The 18,163-nt window shown below is 32.5% G+C and carries 28 protein-coding genes; 25 read left to right on the top strand and 3 right to left on the bottom strand.

Annotation, left to right across the window (positions count from 1 at the left end):
- The first annotated feature begins 6 nt into the window (after window positions 1–6).
- The 17 genes from CD111_RS05655 to CD111_RS05575 all read left to right on the top strand — a co-directional run bounded on the left by CD111_RS05655 (window position 7) and on the right by CD111_RS05575 (window position 11,316).
- Window positions 7–657 (top strand): adenylate kinase, encoded by a 651-nt coding sequence (locus CD111_RS05655; RefSeq protein ID WP_095086400.1) that lies wholly within the window; start codon window positions 7–9, stop codon window positions 655–657.
- Window positions 658–961: 304 nt separating this feature from the next.
- Complete coding sequence (gene infA, locus CD111_RS05650) at window positions 962–1,180, top strand: translation initiation factor IF-1 (protein ID WP_001118443.1); 219 nt, start codon at window positions 962–964, stop codon at window positions 1,178–1,180.
- Window positions 1,181–1,212: 32 nt separating this feature from the next.
- Window positions 1,213–1,326, top strand: coding sequence for a 50S ribosomal protein L36 (gene rpmJ / locus CD111_RS05645; protein ID WP_003156543.1), 114 nt, complete (start codon window positions 1,213–1,215; stop codon window positions 1,324–1,326).
- Window positions 1,327–1,346: 20 nt separating this feature from the next.
- Window positions 1,347–1,712 carry a 30S ribosomal protein S13 gene (gene rpsM / locus CD111_RS05640; RefSeq protein WP_048541062.1) on the top strand — a complete coding sequence of 122 codons (366 nt, stop codon included), beginning with the start codon at window positions 1,347–1,349 and terminating at the stop codon, window positions 1,710–1,712.
- Window positions 1,713–1,734: 22 nt separating this feature from the next.
- Complete coding sequence (rpsK, locus tag CD111_RS05635) at window positions 1,735–2,124, top strand: 30S ribosomal protein S11 (RefSeq protein WP_095086403.1); 390 nt, start codon at window positions 1,735–1,737, stop codon at window positions 2,122–2,124.
- 82 nt (window positions 2,125–2,206) lie between these two features.
- Entirely contained in the window at window positions 2,207–3,151 is a 945-nt protein-coding gene (locus CD111_RS05630; RefSeq protein WP_095086406.1) for a DNA-directed RNA polymerase subunit alpha, read from the top strand.
- A 16-nt stretch (window positions 3,152–3,167) separates the two neighbouring features.
- Window positions 3,168–3,533 carry a 50S ribosomal protein L17 gene (rplQ, locus tag CD111_RS05625; protein WP_095086409.1) on the top strand — a complete coding sequence of 122 codons (366 nt, stop codon included), beginning with the start codon at window positions 3,168–3,170 and terminating at the stop codon, window positions 3,531–3,533.
- Between the two features lie 391 nt (window positions 3,534–3,924).
- Window positions 3,925–4,731, top strand: coding sequence for an energy-coupling factor transporter ATPase (locus tag CD111_RS05620; protein WP_095086412.1), 807 nt, complete (start codon window positions 3,925–3,927; stop codon window positions 4,729–4,731).
- Window positions 4,728–5,591, top strand: a complete 864-nt coding sequence (locus tag CD111_RS05615) for an energy-coupling factor transporter ATPase (RefSeq protein ID WP_095086415.1) — start codon at window positions 4,728–4,730, stop codon at window positions 5,589–5,591. The genes CD111_RS05620 and CD111_RS05615 overlap by 4 nt, the downstream gene beginning before the upstream one ends.
- Window positions 5,584–6,381 (top strand): energy-coupling factor transporter transmembrane component T family protein, encoded by a 798-nt coding sequence (locus CD111_RS05610; RefSeq protein ID WP_095086418.1) that lies wholly within the window; start codon window positions 5,584–5,586, stop codon window positions 6,379–6,381. Before CD111_RS05615 ends, CD111_RS05610 begins: the two co-directional genes overlap by 8 nt.
- Window positions 6,382–6,391: 10 nt before the next feature.
- Window positions 6,392–7,195 carry a tRNA pseudouridine(38-40) synthase TruA gene (gene truA / locus CD111_RS05605; protein ID WP_095086421.1) on the top strand — a complete coding sequence of 268 codons (804 nt, stop codon included), beginning with the start codon at window positions 6,392–6,394 and terminating at the stop codon, window positions 7,193–7,195.
- A gap of 209 nt (window positions 7,196–7,404) precedes the next feature.
- The gene (gene rplM, locus CD111_RS05600; RefSeq protein ID WP_095086424.1) at window positions 7,405–7,842 is read left to right on the top strand and encodes a 50S ribosomal protein L13; all 438 of its coding nucleotides are present in this window, start codon (window positions 7,405–7,407) and stop codon (window positions 7,840–7,842) included.
- A gap of 19 nt (window positions 7,843–7,861) precedes the next feature.
- Entirely contained in the window at window positions 7,862–8,254 is a 393-nt protein-coding gene (rpsI, locus tag CD111_RS05595) for a 30S ribosomal protein S9 (protein ID WP_095086427.1), read from the top strand.
- A 222-nt stretch (window positions 8,255–8,476) separates the two neighbouring features.
- Complete coding sequence (locus CD111_RS05590) at window positions 8,477–8,923, top strand: GNAT family N-acetyltransferase (RefSeq protein ID WP_095086430.1); 447 nt, start codon at window positions 8,477–8,479, stop codon at window positions 8,921–8,923.
- Window positions 8,924–8,948: 25 nt separating this feature from the next.
- Window positions 8,949–9,818: a metallophosphoesterase family protein gene (locus CD111_RS05585; RefSeq protein ID WP_158245677.1), complete on the top strand. Its 870-nt coding sequence runs from the start codon at window positions 8,949–8,951 to the stop codon at window positions 9,816–9,818.
- 44 nt (window positions 9,819–9,862) lie between these two features.
- The gene (locus CD111_RS05580; RefSeq protein ID WP_095086436.1) at window positions 9,863–10,381 is read left to right on the top strand and encodes a dihydrofolate reductase family protein; all 519 of its coding nucleotides are present in this window, start codon (window positions 9,863–9,865) and stop codon (window positions 10,379–10,381) included.
- A gap of 53 nt (window positions 10,382–10,434) precedes the next feature.
- Window positions 10,435–11,316: an RCC1 domain-containing protein gene (locus tag CD111_RS05575; RefSeq protein ID WP_338088377.1), complete on the top strand. Its 882-nt coding sequence runs from the start codon at window positions 10,435–10,437 to the stop codon at window positions 11,314–11,316.
- Between the two features lie 16 nt (window positions 11,317–11,332).
- Here CD111_RS05575 and CD111_RS05570 read toward each other — a convergent pair whose 3' ends face one another.
- Window positions 11,333–11,608, bottom strand: coding sequence for a hypothetical protein (locus CD111_RS05570; RefSeq protein ID WP_229726494.1), 276 nt, complete (start codon window positions 11,606–11,608; stop codon window positions 11,333–11,335).
- Between the two features lie 92 nt (window positions 11,609–11,700).
- Between CD111_RS05570 and CD111_RS05565 the strand changes: the two genes are divergently transcribed.
- The 8 genes from CD111_RS05565 (at window position 11,701) to CD111_RS05530 (ending at window position 15,902) form a co-directional block, all read left to right on the top strand.
- Window positions 11,701–12,180 carry a hypothetical protein gene (locus CD111_RS05565; protein ID WP_095086438.1) on the top strand — a complete coding sequence of 160 codons (480 nt, stop codon included), beginning with the start codon at window positions 11,701–11,703 and terminating at the stop codon, window positions 12,178–12,180.
- A gap of 10 nt (window positions 12,181–12,190) precedes the next feature.
- Window positions 12,191–12,400: a helix-turn-helix domain-containing protein gene (locus CD111_RS05560; protein ID WP_095086441.1), complete on the top strand. Its 210-nt coding sequence runs from the start codon at window positions 12,191–12,193 to the stop codon at window positions 12,398–12,400.
- Window positions 12,401–12,427: 27 nt separating this feature from the next.
- On the top strand, window positions 12,428–13,093 hold the full coding sequence (locus CD111_RS05555; protein ID WP_095086444.1) for a YjjG family noncanonical pyrimidine nucleotidase: 666 nt from the start codon (window positions 12,428–12,430) through the stop codon (window positions 13,091–13,093).
- Window positions 13,094–13,212: 119 nt separating this feature from the next.
- The gene (locus CD111_RS05550; protein WP_095090065.1) at window positions 13,213–13,584 is read left to right on the top strand and encodes a VOC family protein; all 372 of its coding nucleotides are present in this window, start codon (window positions 13,213–13,215) and stop codon (window positions 13,582–13,584) included.
- Between the two features lie 17 nt (window positions 13,585–13,601).
- Complete coding sequence (locus CD111_RS05545; protein ID WP_095086446.1) at window positions 13,602–14,063, top strand: DinB family protein; 462 nt, start codon at window positions 13,602–13,604, stop codon at window positions 14,061–14,063.
- Window positions 14,064–14,208: 145 nt separating this feature from the next.
- Window positions 14,209–14,412 carry a DUF1272 domain-containing protein gene (locus CD111_RS05540; protein WP_095086449.1) on the top strand — a complete coding sequence of 68 codons (204 nt, stop codon included), beginning with the start codon at window positions 14,209–14,211 and terminating at the stop codon, window positions 14,410–14,412.
- A gap of 22 nt (window positions 14,413–14,434) precedes the next feature.
- On the top strand, window positions 14,435–14,875 hold the full coding sequence (locus CD111_RS05535) for a GNAT family N-acetyltransferase (RefSeq protein ID WP_095086452.1): 441 nt from the start codon (window positions 14,435–14,437) through the stop codon (window positions 14,873–14,875).
- Between the two features lie 22 nt (window positions 14,876–14,897).
- A complete protein-coding gene (locus CD111_RS05530) occupies window positions 14,898–15,902 on the top strand; it encodes a zinc-binding alcohol dehydrogenase family protein (RefSeq protein ID WP_095086454.1) in 1,005 nt (334 codons plus the stop codon).
- A 315-nt stretch (window positions 15,903–16,217) separates the two neighbouring features.
- On the opposite strand, the gene CD111_RS05525 is transcribed toward CD111_RS05530, so the two are convergent.
- Window positions 16,218–17,654, bottom strand: a complete 1,437-nt coding sequence (locus CD111_RS05525) for a YhgE/Pip family protein (RefSeq protein ID WP_095086456.1) — start codon at window positions 17,652–17,654, stop codon at window positions 16,218–16,220.
- Window positions 17,647–18,108: a MarR family winged helix-turn-helix transcriptional regulator gene (locus tag CD111_RS05520; RefSeq protein ID WP_095086460.1), complete on the bottom strand. Its 462-nt coding sequence runs from the start codon at window positions 18,106–18,108 to the stop codon at window positions 17,647–17,649. Before CD111_RS05520 ends, CD111_RS05525 begins: the two co-directional genes overlap by 8 nt.
- Window positions 18,109–18,163 lie beyond the last annotated feature (55 nt).

Genomic DNA, 18,163 nt, shown 5'->3' with positions numbered 1-18,163 from the left:
GCATTTATGAACATCATTTTAATGGGTTTACCTGGAGCAGGTAAAGGAACTCAAGCGAGTGAAATTGTTAAGAAATACCCTATTCCTCATATCTCAACTGGTGATATGTTCCGTAAAGCGATCAAAGATGAAACAGAACTCGGTAAAGAGGCTAAATCATTTATGGATCGTGGAGAACTTGTTCCAGATGAAGTGACTATAGGTATCGTTAGAGAAAGACTAGCTGAAGAAGACGCGAAAAAAGGATTCTTACTAGATGGTTTTCCTCGTACAGTTGAACAAGCTGATGCATTAAATGAAATATTAAGTCAATTAGGACGTCAAGTCGAAGCAGTCATCAATATAGAAGTTCCTGAAGAAGAATTAATGAATCGTTTAACAGGCAGACGAATTTGTGAAGTATGTGGAACAACATATCATTTAGTTTTTAATCCACCAAAAGTTGACGGTGTATGTGATCTTGAAGGCGGTAAATTATACCAACGTGAAGATGATAATCCTGAAACAGTTTCAAATCGTTTAAGTGTTAACATTAAACAAACTAAACCACTTTTAGATTTTTATGAAAATCAAGGTGTTCTAAAAAACATCGATGGTTCTCGTCAAATTGAAGATGTTTCAAAAGACGTTATTCAAATTCTTGAATCATTAAAGTAATGACGCATTCACCCCGAATTCGCCTAGCTTTAGGTGATTCTTGAACGTGTAATACCGTTCAATTTTAAGAATCAAGTTGGTATTTAGGGTTTTGAAATACAATCGGAGTGATTACTGAAAGCGATAAGTATTTGAAGTGTTGTCGAATGCAAATCTTAAGTATTAAATCATCCCAATTTTATGAACCTGTACTTATGCTAAGTGATCTAATCACCTAAAGTATGTCTCTTATTTTGGACCAGGTTTTAAAACGTGAATTACTTTCGTATTTCACAAGAATGAATAGAAAAAGGGGGAAATGATCATGGCTAAACAAGATGTAATCGAATTAGAAGGTACTGTATTAGATACTTTACCAAACGCTATGTTTAAAGTAGAATTAGAAAATGGACATGAAATTTTAGCACACGTTAGTGGTAAAATCCGTATGAACTATATTAGAATTCTACCTGGCGACAAAGTAACAGTTGAAATGTCTCCGTATGACCTAACACGCGGAAGAATCACTTATCGTTATAAATAATCGTCACTCCAAATACAAGGAGGTATACAAAGATGAAAGTAAGACCATCAGTAAAACCAATTTGCGAAAAATGTAAAGTAATTCGTCGTAAAGGTAAAGTAATGGTGATTTGTGAAAATCCAAAACACAAACAAAAACAAGGCTAATAAAAGAGAGGTGTAAATAAATGGCTCGTATTGCAGGTATTGATGTACCACGTGAGAAACGCGTAGTAATCTCGTTAACTTACGTATATGGTATCGGAAAAACAACAGCACAAAAAATTCTTAAAGAAGCAAACGTATCTGAAGACACACGTGTTCGTGATTTAACTGATGACGAATTAGGTCGTATCCGTGAAGTTGTAGATGGTTACAAAGTTGAAGGTGACCTTCGTCGTGAAAGAAACTTAAACATCAAACGTTTAATGGAAATCGCTTCATATCGTGGAATTCGCCACCGTCGTGGTTTACCAGTTCGTGGTCAAAACACTAAGAACAATGCGCGTACGCGTAAAGGACCAGTTAAAACAGTAGCGAACAAGAAAAAATAATAAGTAAAGGAGGCACATATAAATGGCACGTAAACAAGTATCTCGTAAACGTAGAGTGAAAAAGAATATCGAAAGTGGTGTTGCTCACATTCGCTCAACATTCAACAATACAATCGTAACGATCACTGATGACTTCGGTAATGCATTATCATGGTCTTCAGCAGGTGCGTTAGGATTCAAAGGTTCAAAAAAATCAACTCCTTTTGCAGCTCAAATGGCTTCAGAAACAGCTTCTAAAGCTGCTATGGAACACGGTTTGAAAACTGTAGAAGTTACAGTTAAAGGTCCAGGTCCTGGTCGTGAATCAGCGATTCGTGCGTTACAATCTGCTGGATTAGAAATTACAGCTATTAGAGACGTAACACCAGTTCCACATAACGGATGTCGTCCACCAAAACGTCGTCGTGTATAATTTTTGTTAGTACTTATTTTCAAGAGTCACTGGATAGAAATTAATAAACTTTAATCGACGTTTATAAGGAGGATATATTTATATGATTGAAATCGAAAAACCTAGAATTGAAACAATTGAAGTTAGTGATGATTCTACATTCGGTAAGTTCGTTGTTGAACCGTTAGAACGTGGTTATGGTACAACACTAGGCAACTCCTTACGTCGTATCCTATTATCTTCATTACCAGGTGCGGCAGTTAAAAATATCGAAATCGAAGGTGTTCTTCACGAGTTCTCAGCAGTTGAAAATGTAGTTGAAGATGTTACAACTATCATTATGAACATCAAGAAATTAGCACTTAAAATATACTCCGAAGAAGATAAAACACTAGAAATTGATATTAAAGATGAAGGCGAAGTTACTGCGAAAGATATCATGCATGATAGCGATGTTGAAATCTTAAACCCTGAGTTAAAGATTGCAACAGTATCTAAAGGTGGACACCTTAAAATACGCTTAATTGCTAATAAAGGTCGCGGATATGCTTTAGCTGAACAAAATAACACAAGTGATTTGCCAATTGGTGTAATTCCAATCGATTCTCTTTATTCTCCAGTAAATCGTGTAAACTATACAGTTGAAAATACGCGTGTAGGGCAAAGTAGTGACTACGATAAATTAACATTAGATGTTTGGACAGATGGATCTTTATCTCCTCAAGAAGCAGTTTCTTTAGGTGCTAAAATCATGACTGAACACTTAAATATCTTTGTTAATTTAACTGATGAAGCTCAAAATGCTGAAATCATGATTGAAAAAGAAGAAGATCAAAAAGAAAAAGTACTTGAAATGTCTATTGAAGAATTAGACTTGTCAGTACGTTCTTACAACTGTTTAAAACGTGCAGGTATTAATTCTGTACAAGAATTAGCAGATAAATCTGAGGCAGATATGATGAAAGTTAGAAACTTAGGTCGTAAGTCTCTTGAAGAAGTTAAATATAAATTAGAAGATCTTGGTCTTGGTTTAAGAAAAGAAGACTAAAAAAGGAGGTTAATTCATGGGTTACAGAAAATTAGGTCGTACTTCTGATCAACGTAAAGCAATGTTACGTGACTTAGCTACTCAACTTATCGTTTCTGAACGTATTGAGACTACAGAATCTCGTGCTAAAGAATTACGTAAAGTTGTTGATAACTTGATTACTTTAGGTAAAAAAGGTGATTTAGCATCTCGTCGTAGAGCAGCACAAACATTACGTGATGTTAAAATCTTAGAAGATGACAAAACAATTACAGCATTACAAAAATTATTCAATGATGTTGCGCCTCGTTATGAAGAGCGTCAAGGTGGATACACTCGTATTATGAAAGTTGGTCCACGTCGCGGTGACGGAGCAGAATCAGTAATTATTGAATTAGTATAATTTATTCTTTATTGGAGTGGCGAAAGTCACTTCAATCATTCTTTATAAATACAGTTTATTTAACACACACACAAAGCAAATGAGTGCAATGATAATGTTTACCACACATAGATATTGTCTAGCTCAGAGTACTCCACCACAATTGAAAGACTTATCGCGTGAACTCGTCAATGGTGGAGTGCGCGCTTTTTTATTTTAAATCCGTTTATACGGATTTTTTTATTTGTTTAATTTAATCAATATTGTTTCTGAATTCTATTATGAAGTTAAACTTTCATAATGGGATTTTTAAATTTAATCGTTAACTGTTTAAGCATAATGAATTAATGATTACAAATTTATGTATATGCTGTAAAATAAATAGATAATGAACTTTTAAGGATGATTGAAATTGGTGCCACAAAATATAATTAAATTCTCAAATATTACATTTAAATATGATGAAGATGCACCTAACGCATTGAATGATGTTTCCTTTGAAATCAAAAGAGGAAAGTGGACATCTATAGTTGGTCATAATGGTTCTGGTAAATCAACGATTGCTAAATTAATTATGGGTATTCATGAACAATTCGAAGGTGAAATCGTAGTTGATAATATGATGGTTTCAGAAAATAATATCGATGAAGTGAGAAAACATGTTGGTATCGTCTTTCAAAATCCAGATAATCAATTTATTGGATCGACTGTAGAATATGATATTGCATTTGGTATGGAGAACCAAAGCATTGAGTATGAAACAATGCATAAAATAGTTGATCAAGTTTTAGTTGAAGTTGATATGCAAAGCATGAAAACATTTGAGCCTAGCCGATTATCAGGTGGTCAGAAGCAACGAATCGCGATTGCAGGTATATTGGCAATGTCTCCAGATATTATTATTTTAGACGAAGCTACTGCAATGTTAGACCCTGAAGGTAAAGAAAGTATTATGTCTTTAATTAAATCGATACAACTTGACCGCCAGTTGACAGTTATTTCTATTACGCATGATTTAGACGAAGCAGTATTGGCAGATGAAATTATTGTGATGAATCAAGGTGAAGTTTATAAGCAAGATAAGCCTGAAGAAATATTTAAAGAGGGTGCAACTTTAACGAATATCGGATTAGATTTGCCTTTCTCGATTAGAATGAATAAACTTCTCTTGAATAAATATGAATATACGACATTTGATGAGTTGGTGAATCGACTATGAATATACAATTTGAGCATGTTAGTTATGATTATAGTTTGAAGACACCATTTCAATTTAGAGCGTTGCATGATATAACGACTACCTTTTATGAACAAAAGTTTTATGCCATTGTTGGTCAGACTGGATCGGGGAAATCAACCCTTATTCAACATTTAAATGCGTTATTAAAACCTACAGAAGGACATATGTCTATTGGTGATATTAAAGTAAATAAAAAAACTAAATCTAAAAAGTTAGCACCTATCCGAAAAAAAGTAGGCATTGTATTTCAATTCGCAGAACACCAGTTATTTGAAGATACAGTAGAAAAAGACATTTCATTCGGTCCTATTAATTATGGCATGGGTAAAGAAGAAGCAAAGAAGAAAGCTAAGGACATGATAGAATTATTAGGTTTAGATGAAAGTATCCTAAAGAGGTCTCCATTTGAGCTCTCAGGAGGACAACAGCGACGAATTGCGATTGCAGGTGTATTAGCTATGGAACCAGATGTACTTGTCTTAGACGAGCCAACTGTGGGCTTAGATCCTAACGGACAAAAAGTCATGATGGATCTATTTGATAAAATTCATAAAACGATGGGTATAACCGTTATATTAATATCACATCAAATGGATATAGTTCTTAAATATGCAGATGAAGTTAAAGTCATACAATCTGGAAAAATTGTCGCTGAAGACACACCAGTTAATATTTTTACAAATGCACCATTAATTAAATCGACACATTTAGAAGTACCACAGATAATTCGATTACAACGTGCAGTTGAGCATAAAAAAGGTATTAAATTTAACCAAATCGCTACTTCTGAAGAAATGTTCAAAGAGATGTATGAAAGCCAGGTGAAAACTCATGTCTGATAAAATGATAATTGGACGTTATTTACCTGACAATACGATTATTCACAATTTAGACCCTAGAATGAAGATGATTTATGTTTTATTATTTATGATATTGGTATTCTTTTGTAATACGTGGCTTTCTTATGGGTTTATGATTATATTCGTCTTGACTGTTATGTATTTAGCAAATATAAAATTTTGGTTTTTAATAAAGGGTTTAACACCGGTCATGTTGTTGTTTATTTTCACATTTGGCATGCACCTTATCGTTACTAAAGGTGGAGGTGTGTTGATAGATTTAAAGCTATTTACCATTGATAAAAATGGTGTCGTTCAAGGTGCTTTTATTGTGTTAAGACTTGTATTACTCGTTATGATTTCAACAATCATGACATTGACAACGAGCCCAATCAGTTTAACTGATGCAATAGAGTCCGTGTTAAGACCGCTAAAGAAATTAAAATTCCCAGTTCATGAACTCGCAATGATGATGTCAATATCATTAAGGTTTATACCAACATTAATGGATGAGTTGGATAGAATTATCAAGGCACAAACATCTAGAGGTTCAGATGTAAATGCTGGGAGTGTATTTAATAGATTTAAAGCAATAATACCGTTACTGATACCCATGTTTATTTCAGCTTTTAAAAGAGCAGATGAACTTGCGATAGCAATGGAAGCAAGAGGGTATAATGCTTCGAATGTAAGAACAAATTATCGTAAATTACAATGGCATTTGAAAGATACATTGGCGATCATGACGATTATACTTTTAGCTGTTGTTATATTTATTTTAAGAAATTGAGGTGCACACTTTGAGATTGCTAGTGAAAATTTCATATCACGGTGGAAATTTTATGGGATTTCAAATTCAACATCATGAACGAACTGTCCAATATGAATTTGAAAGAATATTAAAGAGAATGCATCAAAGCTTTGTGAGAATACATCCATCAAGCAGAACAGATAAAGGTGTACATGCTATAGAGCAATACTTTCATTTTGATACGCATTTAAACATCGCCCCGGATAGGTGGCTATATGCATTTAATTCTGCATTACCTAAAGATATATCTGTACAAAGTGTTGAGCAAATTAGTGATACATTCCATTGTAGATATGATTGTGTTGGAAAAAAATACAGATATAAAGTATATATCGACGAAAATAAACATGTCTTTGAGCATGATACTAAAGTACAATTAAGAAAACCAGTTAAAATACAACCTATGAAAGAAGCAGCTAAACATTTTGTAGGAACACACGATTTTACAAGTTTTTGTTCTCAAAAAACTGAAGTACAAAATAAAGTACGAACGATTTATCAAAGTGAAGTTATTGAAACAAATGACGGCTTTGAATTTGTCGTAACAGGATCAGGATTTCTATATAATATGGTAAGAGTCATGGTTGCATATTTAATACTTGTTGGTGAAGGAAAAAGAAGTGGCGACGAAATTCATACATTGCTTGAAGAGCGTGATAGAAAGAAAGTACCACATACTGCTCCTGCACAAGGTCTGTATTTAGAAAAAATATATTTACATGAAAATGAACTAACAGAAGAGTTTGGTGAGCTTATTCAAATTCACAAGAAAAATAATAGAGAAAATGTTTAAAACCAATTGACAAAATCGCAAATAAATTATATTATAGACAACGGTATTGTTTTATATCACCACCACGATAAGCCCCGGAATCTTATTGTGTTTTAAGATATAGAAGCAGGAATCAGAAACGAATTTTAAGATGTACATTTTTTTCTTTGGTACAGGTAAAGATGTGCATCTTATACAAGAACTTTTTTAACTATTAGGAGGACACTACAATGCGTCAAACATTTATGGCAAATGAAGCAAACATCGATCGCAAATGGTACGTTGTTGATGCTGAAGGACAAACGTTAGGTCGTTTATCATCAGAAATCGCATCAATCTTACGCGGTAAACATAAAGTAACTTATACACCACATGTTGATACAGGAGATTATGTTGTTATTATTAACGCTGACAAAATCTACTTATCAGGTAACAAAGAACAAGATAAAATTTATTACCGTCACTCAAATCACCCAGGTGGAATTAAATCAATCTCTGCTGGTGAATTAAAAGAGAAAAATCCAATGCGCTTATTAGAAAACTCTATTAAAGGTATGTTACCTAAGAGCAAACTTGGTGAAAAACAAGGTAAAAAATTATTCGTATATGCTGGTGCAGAGCATCCACATGCTGCACAACAACCTGAAAACTACGAGTTACGTGGTTAATTAAGAGGAGGATACTACATTGGCACAAGTTGAATATAAAGGCACAGGCCGTCGTAAGAATTCAGTAGCACGTGTACGTTTAGTACCTGGTGAAGGTAACGTTACAATTAACAAACGTGACGTACGTGACTACTTACCATTTGAATCATTAATTTTAGATTTAAACCAACCATTTGATGTAACTGAAACTAAAGGAAACTATGATGTTTTAGTAAACGTTAAAGGTGGAGGTTTCACAGGACAAGCACAAGCTATCCGTCACGGAATTGCACGTGCATTGTTAGAAGCAGATCCAGAATACCGCGGTTCATTAAAACGCGCTGGATTACTTACTCGTGACCCACGTATGAAAGAACGTAAGAAGCCAGGTCTTAAAGGCGCTCGTCGTTCACCACAATTCTCAAAACGTTAATATTTGTTTATATCAACGTTTACAGCACTTCTCGAATTTATTCGAGAGGTGCTTTTTTGTGTTTATATATAGATTGTCTATGAATTCATCATTGGGTTTGTACCATATTATTTCATAATGTAAGTAGTAAGTATGAATGTAAATGTGTAAAATGTATATTGTAAGTATTAATAATATCATATTGCTGAGTTTCAATATCTTGTTTACATTTGGAGGTTTATCATGAACAATGGGCAAATTAAAATCATAAAATATGAAGAAGTGTTTGCAGATCAAACAGTGAGAATGTGGCGTGATAGTAAGGAACAGGCAATTAATCAAAACGAACGACATCATATACATAGTCATAAATACTACTTAAGTCATATACTACCAGATCATTATGATATTGATTTAGCATTATTGGATAATCAGGTCATAGGCATGATTGCTTATAATGAGGTGGAAATTAGTCAATTATATATTCATGTTGATTACCAAGGCATAGGAATTGGGAAACAATTATTAAATCGGGCAAAAAATTACTCGAATGGTAAGTTACAATTATATACTTTTGATAAAAATGAATATGCTAAAACTTTTTATGAAAAAAATGGTTTTAAAAAAGTAGGTATACAACTTGAAAATGAAGAGAATTTAACTGCTATACAATATGAATGGCGTAAATAAAAATGCATGCAAAGGGTGACTGGAATTGAAGAAAATTGGTTTAATATCAGATATTCATGGTAATGCAACTGCAGCTAGAGAAGTGATTCAAGATGCAAAACAAAATGGTGTTGATGAATTCTGGTTTTTAGGAGATTTATTTATGCCTGGCCCAGGAAGAAGCGAGTTGCTTCATCTGCTCTTAGAATCTAATACTACTACATTTGTTAAAGGAAATTGGGACGGTTGTTTAACAAGTGTAATTGAAGAGTATGAAACAATTAACTATGGTGATCCGGAAGAAGTATTTATATTCAAACTTGTACATTATGTTATGAAGGATTTAACAGAAGAAGAATTGAAATTTATGTTTAATATACCAATGACTGTTGAAAGAGAAATATATGGTGTGAAGTTTCATTTATCTCATAATCTTCCTGAAAATTTTGGTGGTGGGGATTTAATTGTGCAAAGTCCAGCTGAAAATTTTGCTAAACTGTTTGAATATACAGATGCGCAAATTGCGATATATGGACACATACATCAACCAGTCATGAGAAGAGTAGGAATGGGTGATGAAAGAGTTGTAATCAATCCTGGTGCTGTTTCTACAACCCAAAATAAAGACTCAAGCTATAGTATCTTAAAGGTTGAAGAGTGTGGGAAATGGTCTATAGAATTTAGAAATTTAATACATAACCATAAACAAGATTTAATTGAAGCAAGACGAAATGATTTATCATATTATGAACTTTATGAAGATACAGTACTAAATCATATTCATCATACTCACGATGTAGAAGGTATAGATAAGGTAAATAAGAAATATAACTATGTTCACGATTTAAAAGCGTGGCTTTCAGATGAAACTATGCTAACTTTAATGAATAAATTCCGAAATAAGCAGCTTGAGTAAATAAGTGTCATTTCAATTAATTAGAAATTTGAAGGAGGAAAACTATGGGGGAAATAGTTGCTTACTTAGCTATGAGTATAGATGGATATATTGCGACAGATAATCATGGTGTTCAATGGCTAGAAGAGGTGGTTGGTGAAGGAGACAATGGTTATAGTGAGTTTTATAAGACTATAGAAACAGTCGTAATGGGCAATAGAACATATAAATGGTTCGAAGATAATATGGATGCATATCCATATACTGATAAAAATAGTTATGTCTTCACTAGAAATCATAATATTAAACATGATGACCATGTTACGTTTGTAAATGATGATATAGATGAATTCATAATAAGTTTAAAACGTCATTCGACAGGGGATATTTGGATTGTTGGTGGAGGAGAAATCGTTACACACTTTATGAAACAAAATTTAATTGATAAATATATCATTACTATTTCTCCACACATATTAGGGACTGGCATACCTTTAATAGTGCCAGGTACATATCATAAACAATTAAAACTAATAGATACACAAGTTTATAATCAATTTGTTCAAGTCATATATGCGAAATAGTATAACCTTTACAATCATGTATTGAAACTCAATATAATAAATCGAGAGCAATTGTGTACGAAATTTATTTGACTCTATATAAAGAATGGGCTGATAATTTGGATTTATTAAATAGAATTTCATCTGGATCAAGACATTCAGTATTTCTAAATACGGATGGTACTGTAACGGCTTTTGGAAATAACACCAATGGACAATGTGAAGTACATGACTGGCGGAATATAATTGGTATATCTGCTGCTAATGTACATGTTGCATTGAATACAGGACATACACATACAATCGGTCTTAAAGAAGATGGAACAGTAATCGCTGTAGGTAATAATCAGCGCGGACAAGCAAACGTAACGGATTGGTATGACATAAGACAAATTACGACAGGTTGGTCACATTCATTAGGATTAAGAAGAAGTGGCCAAGTAGTTGCGGTAGGTAGGAATACGGAGAAACAGTGTGAAGTGTCGTGCTGGGAAGATATAGTTAAAGTAGCAGCAGGTGATTGGCACTCATTAGGTTTAACGAATAAAGGTACTATAATAGGAACTGGCAATAATATGAAGGGACAGATAGATATTCGTGAATGGAATGATATAAAGGACATATCATGTGGGTATCTCCACTCATTAGGCGTTAAAATAGATGGTACAGTTGCCGCGACAGGTAGTAATAAATATCAACAATGTGAGGTAACTGAATGGAGGAATGTTCACTCAGTATCAGCTGGAAGTTATCATTCTGTTGCTTTGAATAAAGACGGTACAGTATTAGCGAAAGGATCCAACCAATTTGGACAATGTAATATAGAAAACTGGACCAATATAGTAGAAATAAGTGCTGGACCAACATACACTTTAGGTTTAAAAGAAGATGGAACAGTTATAGGAGCAGGTTCAAATAAATATGGAGAATTAAACATAATAACACCTTCAACATGACGTTGAAGGTGTTTATTTAGTATTTACTCTTATGAACTTTCTCATTTCCATGTTTAAAGTTACCTGTTACTTTTGCTAATAGAAGTTGGACATCATAATCATCATAATCTACTGCTTCCATTTTTTTAATTAATTGTTCTGCTTTGGCATCTTTAAGAATCTTAATTTCTTTCCCTCCAAAGAAAATACGGACCGTTCTCTTCTTCGTAATTTGATAGCTAAAAGGATCTTCGGATAATTTCCCGCGTTTATCGATACTTCTCAGTTTAATGACCTCCCATTTATTATACAAAGATTTATAACTTGTTAACTCTCTATACCCTGTATTGTAAAATGTAAATACAGAACTTTATTTATCGAAAAACGATAAAAGGAGAGATGAAATTGAATAAAATTAGTAAATACGAAAAGCAAACAATGTACTTAACAATCGGAGCTATGGTTCTTAATTTAGCATGTTTTATTATTTATTTAGTAAAGTTCTTTCAAGTTGTCCCGCTATATGTCGCATTTGATTTTAAAAATGGTGTAGTTTATTATTTAATGGCATTTATAATTCAAACTTTACTTGTGATTTCATTCTTTATTTTATTATTGAACTTCTTAAAGATTATAACTAGAGGTGATTTCTTTCACGAGAAAAATTATGATAAGATATTTTTCGCTGCTATGATGATTACAATATATGGGAGTATAAATGCTATGAAAGACTTTTTGGATATAGGTATGAAATATAAAGAATTATTAGATACTACATTTCTCACGAACACATTATTGGTTTGTGTGTCTATAGTATTAATGAATTTTTTGTCTATTTATGATAAATCCAAATCAATCAAAGAAGAAAATGACTTGACCATATGAAGGTGATAACATGATCAAAATTAAACTAGATGAAATATTAAAAGAAAAAGGGGTTACCTTAACTGAGCTTTCTCAAGCTGTTGACGTTACAATCGCAAATTTATCTATACTTAAAACAGGAAAGGCTAAAGCAGTAAGGTTTAGCACTTTAGAGGCAATTTGTGAATTTTTAAATTGTCAACCTGGTGACATTATGGTGTATGATAAGGAAACGACATAAAGATTTATTTTAGAAAGGAATCACCTTATGTATAAATATATTTTGTTTGATTTAGATAACACATTATTAGATTTTAATGCTGGTGAGTTAAACGTATTAAAGACAATCTTTCATTCTGAAGGTATAGAAATGAATGATGAGAATTTATCATTATATCGTGAGATTAATGGTGATTTATGGAGAAAGCTTGAGTCTGAAGAAGTTGTAATTAATGATGTATTATTCGGTCGCTTTGAACGCTTTTTTAATCACTTTGGGATTTCTGTTAATGGTGAGCAGAAAGAACAGATGTTTCGTAAAGGAATAAATGATGCACATGATTTGATTAAAGATGCAAAGGATATTCTAAACTATGTTAAAAATAAAGGATATACGATTGCTACAGCCTCAAATGGGTTATATGAAACTCAGATGAAGCGTATGGCTGATTCTGATATTCTGAAATATTTTGATTATCATTTCATTTCTGGGCAAATTGGGTATAACAAACCACATGCTGCATTTTATCAACACTGTTTAAATAAATTAGAGGCGGGTAATGCATCAGAAGTTTTAATGATTGGTGATAATATTGTGTCAGATATTCAAGGTGCTCATAATGCTGGCATTGCAACATGTTACTTTGGTGAAGTTGATGACGTTGAAGCGGATTACAGTATTCGTGCGTTAGAAGAGTTTAAGAACATTGTATAGTGTATATTAAAGTATTGCTGAATGAACTTAGCTAGATTGAATATCTGGTTTAAATTTTTGCTATATACAAAATCATATCGTATGATGTATTTAAAACTAAATGGATGGTGAAAATCATGATAGAAAAATTACAACAAGTCATGTTATATGTAGACGATCAAGACAAAGCGGTTAAATTTTGGACTGAGGTTCTTGATTTTATTGTAGTTGGTGAAAGCGAACTTCCTGAAGGATATAAAGTTGTTGAAGTTGCGCCAAATAAGGAAGCACAAACTTCATTCGCAATTTTTGATAAAGAATTCATTAAAAAGTATAGTCCAGAAGTGAGTTTAGAAACACCTTCTTTAATGTTTAAGGCTACTAATTTTGATGAACTTTATAACAAATTAAAAGAAGCTAACTTAACAGGTCATGATATAGTTGAAATGCCTGAAGGACGCGTTGTTAACTTCCATGATACGCAAGGGAATTACTTTGCAATAATGGAATAATCGTAGGGGGAATTATAATGTTAAAGAAACAATATAAAGTATCATATCAAATGTTAAGTGATTTAATTAAAGATATAGACGAGAAACAAGCAGATTTTCAATTAGAAAATGCTAACAATAATATAAAGTGGCAACTTGGTCATTTACTTGCTGCAAACGAATCATTCATATTTGGAATTAGCGAAGAAAGTAATAAATTAGGTGCGAAACTTGGTAAGTCATTCTCTCCAGGTACGTCACCACAAGAATTCACTGGAAATGAACCTACTTTCGAAGAACTCAAAGAAATGCTAGCACAACAAATTGAAAGAATATTAACTGGGCTAGATGACCAATTAGGAAAGACTAGAAATGAACCTATTGCTGGAATGGATCAATTTGATGATACAATTGCATTTGCAATTATTCATACAAACTATCATATTGGTCAAATCAGTTTAATGAAGACAATGATTAATAAAGTTGATCAAGGCATTTAATAACAAATACGTATAGAGGTAAGGACATATAATCGTTCTTACCTCTATTTATTTTACTAAGATAACAACCTTAAAATTAATATTCACTACTAAAAGTGATATGATGAAAATAAGTAAATTAACATAATTTTATGGAGTGATGGTAATGGTATTAGAAATGAAACCGAAATGTGATAAATGTGAATATGAATTTCACAATAAAAGTAATGCATTCATTTGTGTACAAGAACATACATATTGTAGAGAGTGCGCAGAAAATTTATATTATGTATGCCCTAAATGTAACGGAGAACTTGTTGTGAGGCCAAAGATACAAGCTGATTCTCGAACAATCGTTGGTGAAAGATAAATTCAAACTAGGGGGTGATAGATTGAATATTGTTAAACTTAATACAGAGAATGTAGATCGAATCGTGCCGATTTTTGATGAATATAGAGTTTATTTCAATAAAACATCAAATACAACGGATGCTCAAAAATTTTTAGAAAATAATTTAAAAAATGGGTTGTCTACGATTTTTATAGCTGAAGATAATGATAAAGTGATAGGATTTGTTCAATTGTATACAGTACTGTCATCTTTGGAAATGTCCGATAAACTAATCTTGAATGACTTATTTTTAACTAGTGAGGCAAGAGGTCAACGTATCGGTGAAAAATTAATGAACAAAGCATTCGAATATGCTAGATCACAAGGCTATAAAAATATATCTTTAGAAACGCATAAGACAAATATAGGTGGGAATAAACTATATAAGAAGATGGGTATGACATTAGATGAAACCCATAATTATTATAGTTTAAAGTTATAAAATAAAGTGGAGGTGAATATCTATGAAAGCAGTAGGATTTAAAAAAGGTTTTGATATAAGTAAAGAAAATAAATTTGAAATGCTAAATTTACCGAAACCTAAACCAACTGGTCAAGATCTCTTAGTGAAAGTTAATGCTGTAAGTATCAATCCAGTTGATACAAAATTAAGAACAGCGGATTATGATGATTATAAAGTGTTAGGCTATGATGCAGTAGGTGTAGTAGAAGAAATTGGTGATGAAGTTGAATTGTTTCATATAGGGGACGAAGTTTATTATTCAGGTACGAACACGAGAAATGGTTCCAATGCAGAATATCAATTAGTTGATGAAAAACTTGTTGGTATTAAACCGGAATATTTAACAAATGCAGAAGCGGCAGCATTGCCATTAACTTCTTTAACTTCATATGAAGCCTTAGTAGAAGGCTTGAACATCTCACTCAATCCAGATGATAATAAAGACAAAACACTGCTCATAATTAATGGAGCAGGTGGAGTAGGTTCAATCGCAACTCAAATTGCGAAGAATTTAGGGTTAACAGTTATCACAACAGCTTCCAGAAAAGAGACTAAGCGCTGGTCAGAAAAAATGGGAGCAGACATTGTATTAAATCATAAACATCATCTTCCAGACGAACTAAAAGCACATAAGATTGAAGAAGTGGATTATATTTTTAATACCCACAGTAGTGATGCATACTTTAACGTTATGGCTGATATGATAAAACCAAGAGGAAGAATTGTAGCATTGGTAAACTTTATGAATAATGTTGATTTAAACTTATTAAAGGACAAAAGTGTTACATTCTCATTTGAATTTATGTTCACACGTCCTAAGTATGAAACAGAAGATATGATTCAACATCATGAATATTTGAGAAAATTAAGTTATCAATTAGATCGTGGAACGATAAAAACAACAATCAATACAACTTTAAAAGGACTAAGTGTAGAAACTATTACGAAAGCACATGAGATGATAGAGCAAGGAAATAGTATCGGCAAAATTGTAATTGAATATTAAAATGTAAGAAAAGCCAAGACACAAATTTTTGTCTTGGCTTTATTTTATAGTAAGGTTGATATTATGATTGACCTATACTATTAATCACATTTGTATTTGCGGTCCACATAAATGGTTATCTGGTCTGAAAATGTGATTTACGGGCCACATAAATGATTATCTGGACCGAAAACGTGATTTAAACCCTTTCTATGTCTATGTTCATCCTCAAAAATTTATAATTAAAAAACTGGTTGAGGCTAATCTTTATGAGATTAGTCTCGACCAGTTTTAATTTTTCAAGACATATATAACTTGAATTATAGTGAGTTTATATTAGTAGTCATTTTCGTTTGCTTTACGTCTTAGATGTGGATATTTAGAACGTACGATATAAACAATCAATGTTAGTGCTGCAAATACGACTGCAAGTACACTTAATATAATCAATGAATGCAAGTACGTAACGTCACTTTCGAAATTAAAGATATTTTCTCTAATTGCTTTGATTACATAACTCATAGGTGAGAATGGATGTAACGTTTGGAATATACCACCGGAAAGCTGGATAGGGAATGTACCTTCACTTGAACCAAGCTGAAGTATAAGTAAAATAATGGATAAGAATTTACCTATATTTCCTAATACAACTGTTAAGAAAGTAACAATCATATACGCAGTTATACTCCAAATGAGTAACGTTAATGTAAAGTAACCAGGATTGGCAATATCAATCTCGAATCCATATAAACAAAGTATTGCTAAAGCAATTGCTGAACCAATTGCTTGTGTTAAGAATATAACAAATTTACTTAACCACCATCTGAATCCAGTTGCATCTCCAATTCGTTTATCGATAGGATAGACAGCTGAGAAAGCTACTGGTCCAACAAATAAACTTAGTGCAAGTATATATGGTGCGAAACTTTGACCATAGTTATTAACCTCAGTTAAATCATTATCACTTGAAACGATAGGTGTGTTTATCGCTTTAACATTTTTATCATTGAAATATTGGCCTTCTGATTGTTTAACAGCCTTATCAATATTTTCTTTTAATTTATTATTATTACTTTGTAAGTCTGTAATACCTTGTGTCACTTTCATACTTCCTTGAAGTAGTTGTTGACCTTGCTGTCCAGCCATAGGAGCAAGTTGTTCTAAGCCACCATCAACTTGTTTACTTCCCTCGATTAGTTGGTTTTCAGCATCGGACATCTGACCAAGTGCTTTAGAAGTATCTTTATAACCATTAGTTAGTTTATTCATACCTTTAAAAATTTCTGAGATATATTGTTCTCTAACAGACGTGCTTAAATCATTTTCAACGGCAGTAACAGCTTTAGTTGCTATTTGAGCACCTGTATAGCTATAACCAGGGTTCGTCTTAATTTTTAAATCAATTTTCTTTGGTGTTTTATCTAACATAGAACCTGCATTTTTTGATGTGTTAGATGGTATTGTGATAACAGCGAATGAATCGCCATGTTCTAAATGTTTATCAGCAGTTGATTGTTTCACAAATTCCCATTTAAATTTATCATTGTCCTTAAGTTTATCGACAACTTCATCACCAATATTAGTTTGTTTACCATTTACTTTGCCACCATTATCCTCATTGACGACAGAAATTTTTAAATCTTGTGTTTTACCATAAGGGTCCCACAGGGAACCTACAAATACAGAACTATATATTAATGGTAAAAGCATAATTGCTATAAGTGAAACTAATAAAAATTTATGTGTCCATAGGTTTTTTATATCATCAAACATGATTTACATTATCCTTTCCAGTTATAAGGTCGTTAGCTTTTTGAAGCTGTTTCACAAATGTGATGATTTCTTCTTCAGAAAAATGTGGTGATAGCTTTTTGTTAAACGTTTCATAAATGATATCTTCCGTGCGATTGACAACTGAAATACCTTTTTCAGTTAACAATACAGATTTTTCTCTCTTATCCTCACCTTGTTGAATCGAGATTAAATTCAATTTCATAAGTTTGTTAATTCTATTTGAAATGGCTGTTTTAAATACGCCTTGCTTAGACGCAATATAGCTAAAAGTAGAACCAGGTGATTCTTTTACGATTTTAAGTGTTTGGTATTGCTCTTTAGAAATCACTTCGTCTAAGCCTGAATTACTTAAAATCTTTGCAACCTCACTATGAATATTAACGATAGATTCTTGAAAAAGATTAAACACTTTTTTTAACTCATTATCCATCATTAGTACACCTCCTGTACTTAATACATTCAATATAGTACACCCTATGTACTATAAA

The sequence above is a fragment of the Mammaliicoccus stepanovicii genome (assembly GCF_002902525.1).
Taxonomy (GTDB): Bacteria; Bacillota; Bacilli; order Staphylococcales; family Staphylococcaceae; genus Mammaliicoccus; species Mammaliicoccus stepanovicii.
The sequence above is the reverse complement of the archived record's forward strand: the minus strand, read 5'-3'. Positions and strand labels throughout refer to the sequence as shown.

Bases quoted from the DNA above. Each gene is read 5' to 3' on its own strand.
- CD111_RS05655 (WP_095086400.1), top strand. From the start codon at position 7: ATGAACATCATTTTAATGGGTTTACCTGGAGCAGGTAAAGGAACTCAA.
- infA (WP_001118443.1), top strand. From the start codon at position 962: ATGGCTAAACAAGATGTAATCGAATTAGAAGGTACTGTATTAGATACT.
- rpmJ (WP_003156543.1), top strand. From the start codon at position 1,213: ATGAAAGTAAGACCATCAGTAAAACCAATTTGCGAAAAATGTAAAGTA.
- rpsM (WP_048541062.1), top strand. From the start codon at position 1,347: ATGGCTCGTATTGCAGGTATTGATGTACCACGTGAGAAACGCGTAGTA.
- rpsK (WP_095086403.1), top strand. From the start codon at position 1,735: ATGGCACGTAAACAAGTATCTCGTAAACGTAGAGTGAAAAAGAATATC.
- CD111_RS05630 (WP_095086406.1), top strand. From the start codon at position 2,207: ATGATTGAAATCGAAAAACCTAGAATTGAAACAATTGAAGTTAGTGAT.
- rplQ (WP_095086409.1), top strand. From the start codon at position 3,168: ATGGGTTACAGAAAATTAGGTCGTACTTCTGATCAACGTAAAGCAATG.
- CD111_RS05615 (WP_095086415.1), top strand. From the start codon at position 4,728: ATGAATATACAATTTGAGCATGTTAGTTATGATTATAGTTTGAAGACA.
- CD111_RS05610 (WP_095086418.1), top strand. From the start codon at position 5,584: ATGTCTGATAAAATGATAATTGGACGTTATTTACCTGACAATACGATT.
- rplM (WP_095086424.1), top strand. From the start codon at position 7,405: ATGCGTCAAACATTTATGGCAAATGAAGCAAACATCGATCGCAAATGG.
- CD111_RS05590 (WP_095086430.1), top strand. From the start codon at position 8,477: ATGAACAATGGGCAAATTAAAATCATAAAATATGAAGAAGTGTTTGCA.
- CD111_RS05580 (WP_095086436.1), top strand. From the start codon at position 9,863: ATGGGGGAAATAGTTGCTTACTTAGCTATGAGTATAGATGGATATATT.
- CD111_RS05560 (WP_095086441.1), top strand. From the start codon at position 12,191: ATGATCAAAATTAAACTAGATGAAATATTAAAAGAAAAAGGGGTTACC.
- CD111_RS05555 (WP_095086444.1), top strand. From the start codon at position 12,428: ATGTATAAATATATTTTGTTTGATTTAGATAACACATTATTAGATTTT.
- CD111_RS05545 (WP_095086446.1), top strand. From the start codon at position 13,602: ATGTTAAAGAAACAATATAAAGTATCATATCAAATGTTAAGTGATTTA.
- CD111_RS05540 (WP_095086449.1), top strand. From the start codon at position 14,209: ATGGTATTAGAAATGAAACCGAAATGTGATAAATGTGAATATGAATTT.
- CD111_RS05530 (WP_095086454.1), top strand. From the start codon at position 14,898: ATGAAAGCAGTAGGATTTAAAAAAGGTTTTGATATAAGTAAAGAAAAT.
- CD111_RS05525 (WP_095086456.1), bottom strand. From the start codon at position 17,654: ATGTTTGATGATATAAAAAACCTATGGACACATAAATTTTTATTAGTT.
- CD111_RS05520 (WP_095086460.1), bottom strand. From the start codon at position 18,108: ATGATGGATAATGAGTTAAAAAAAGTGTTTAATCTTTTTCAAGAATCT.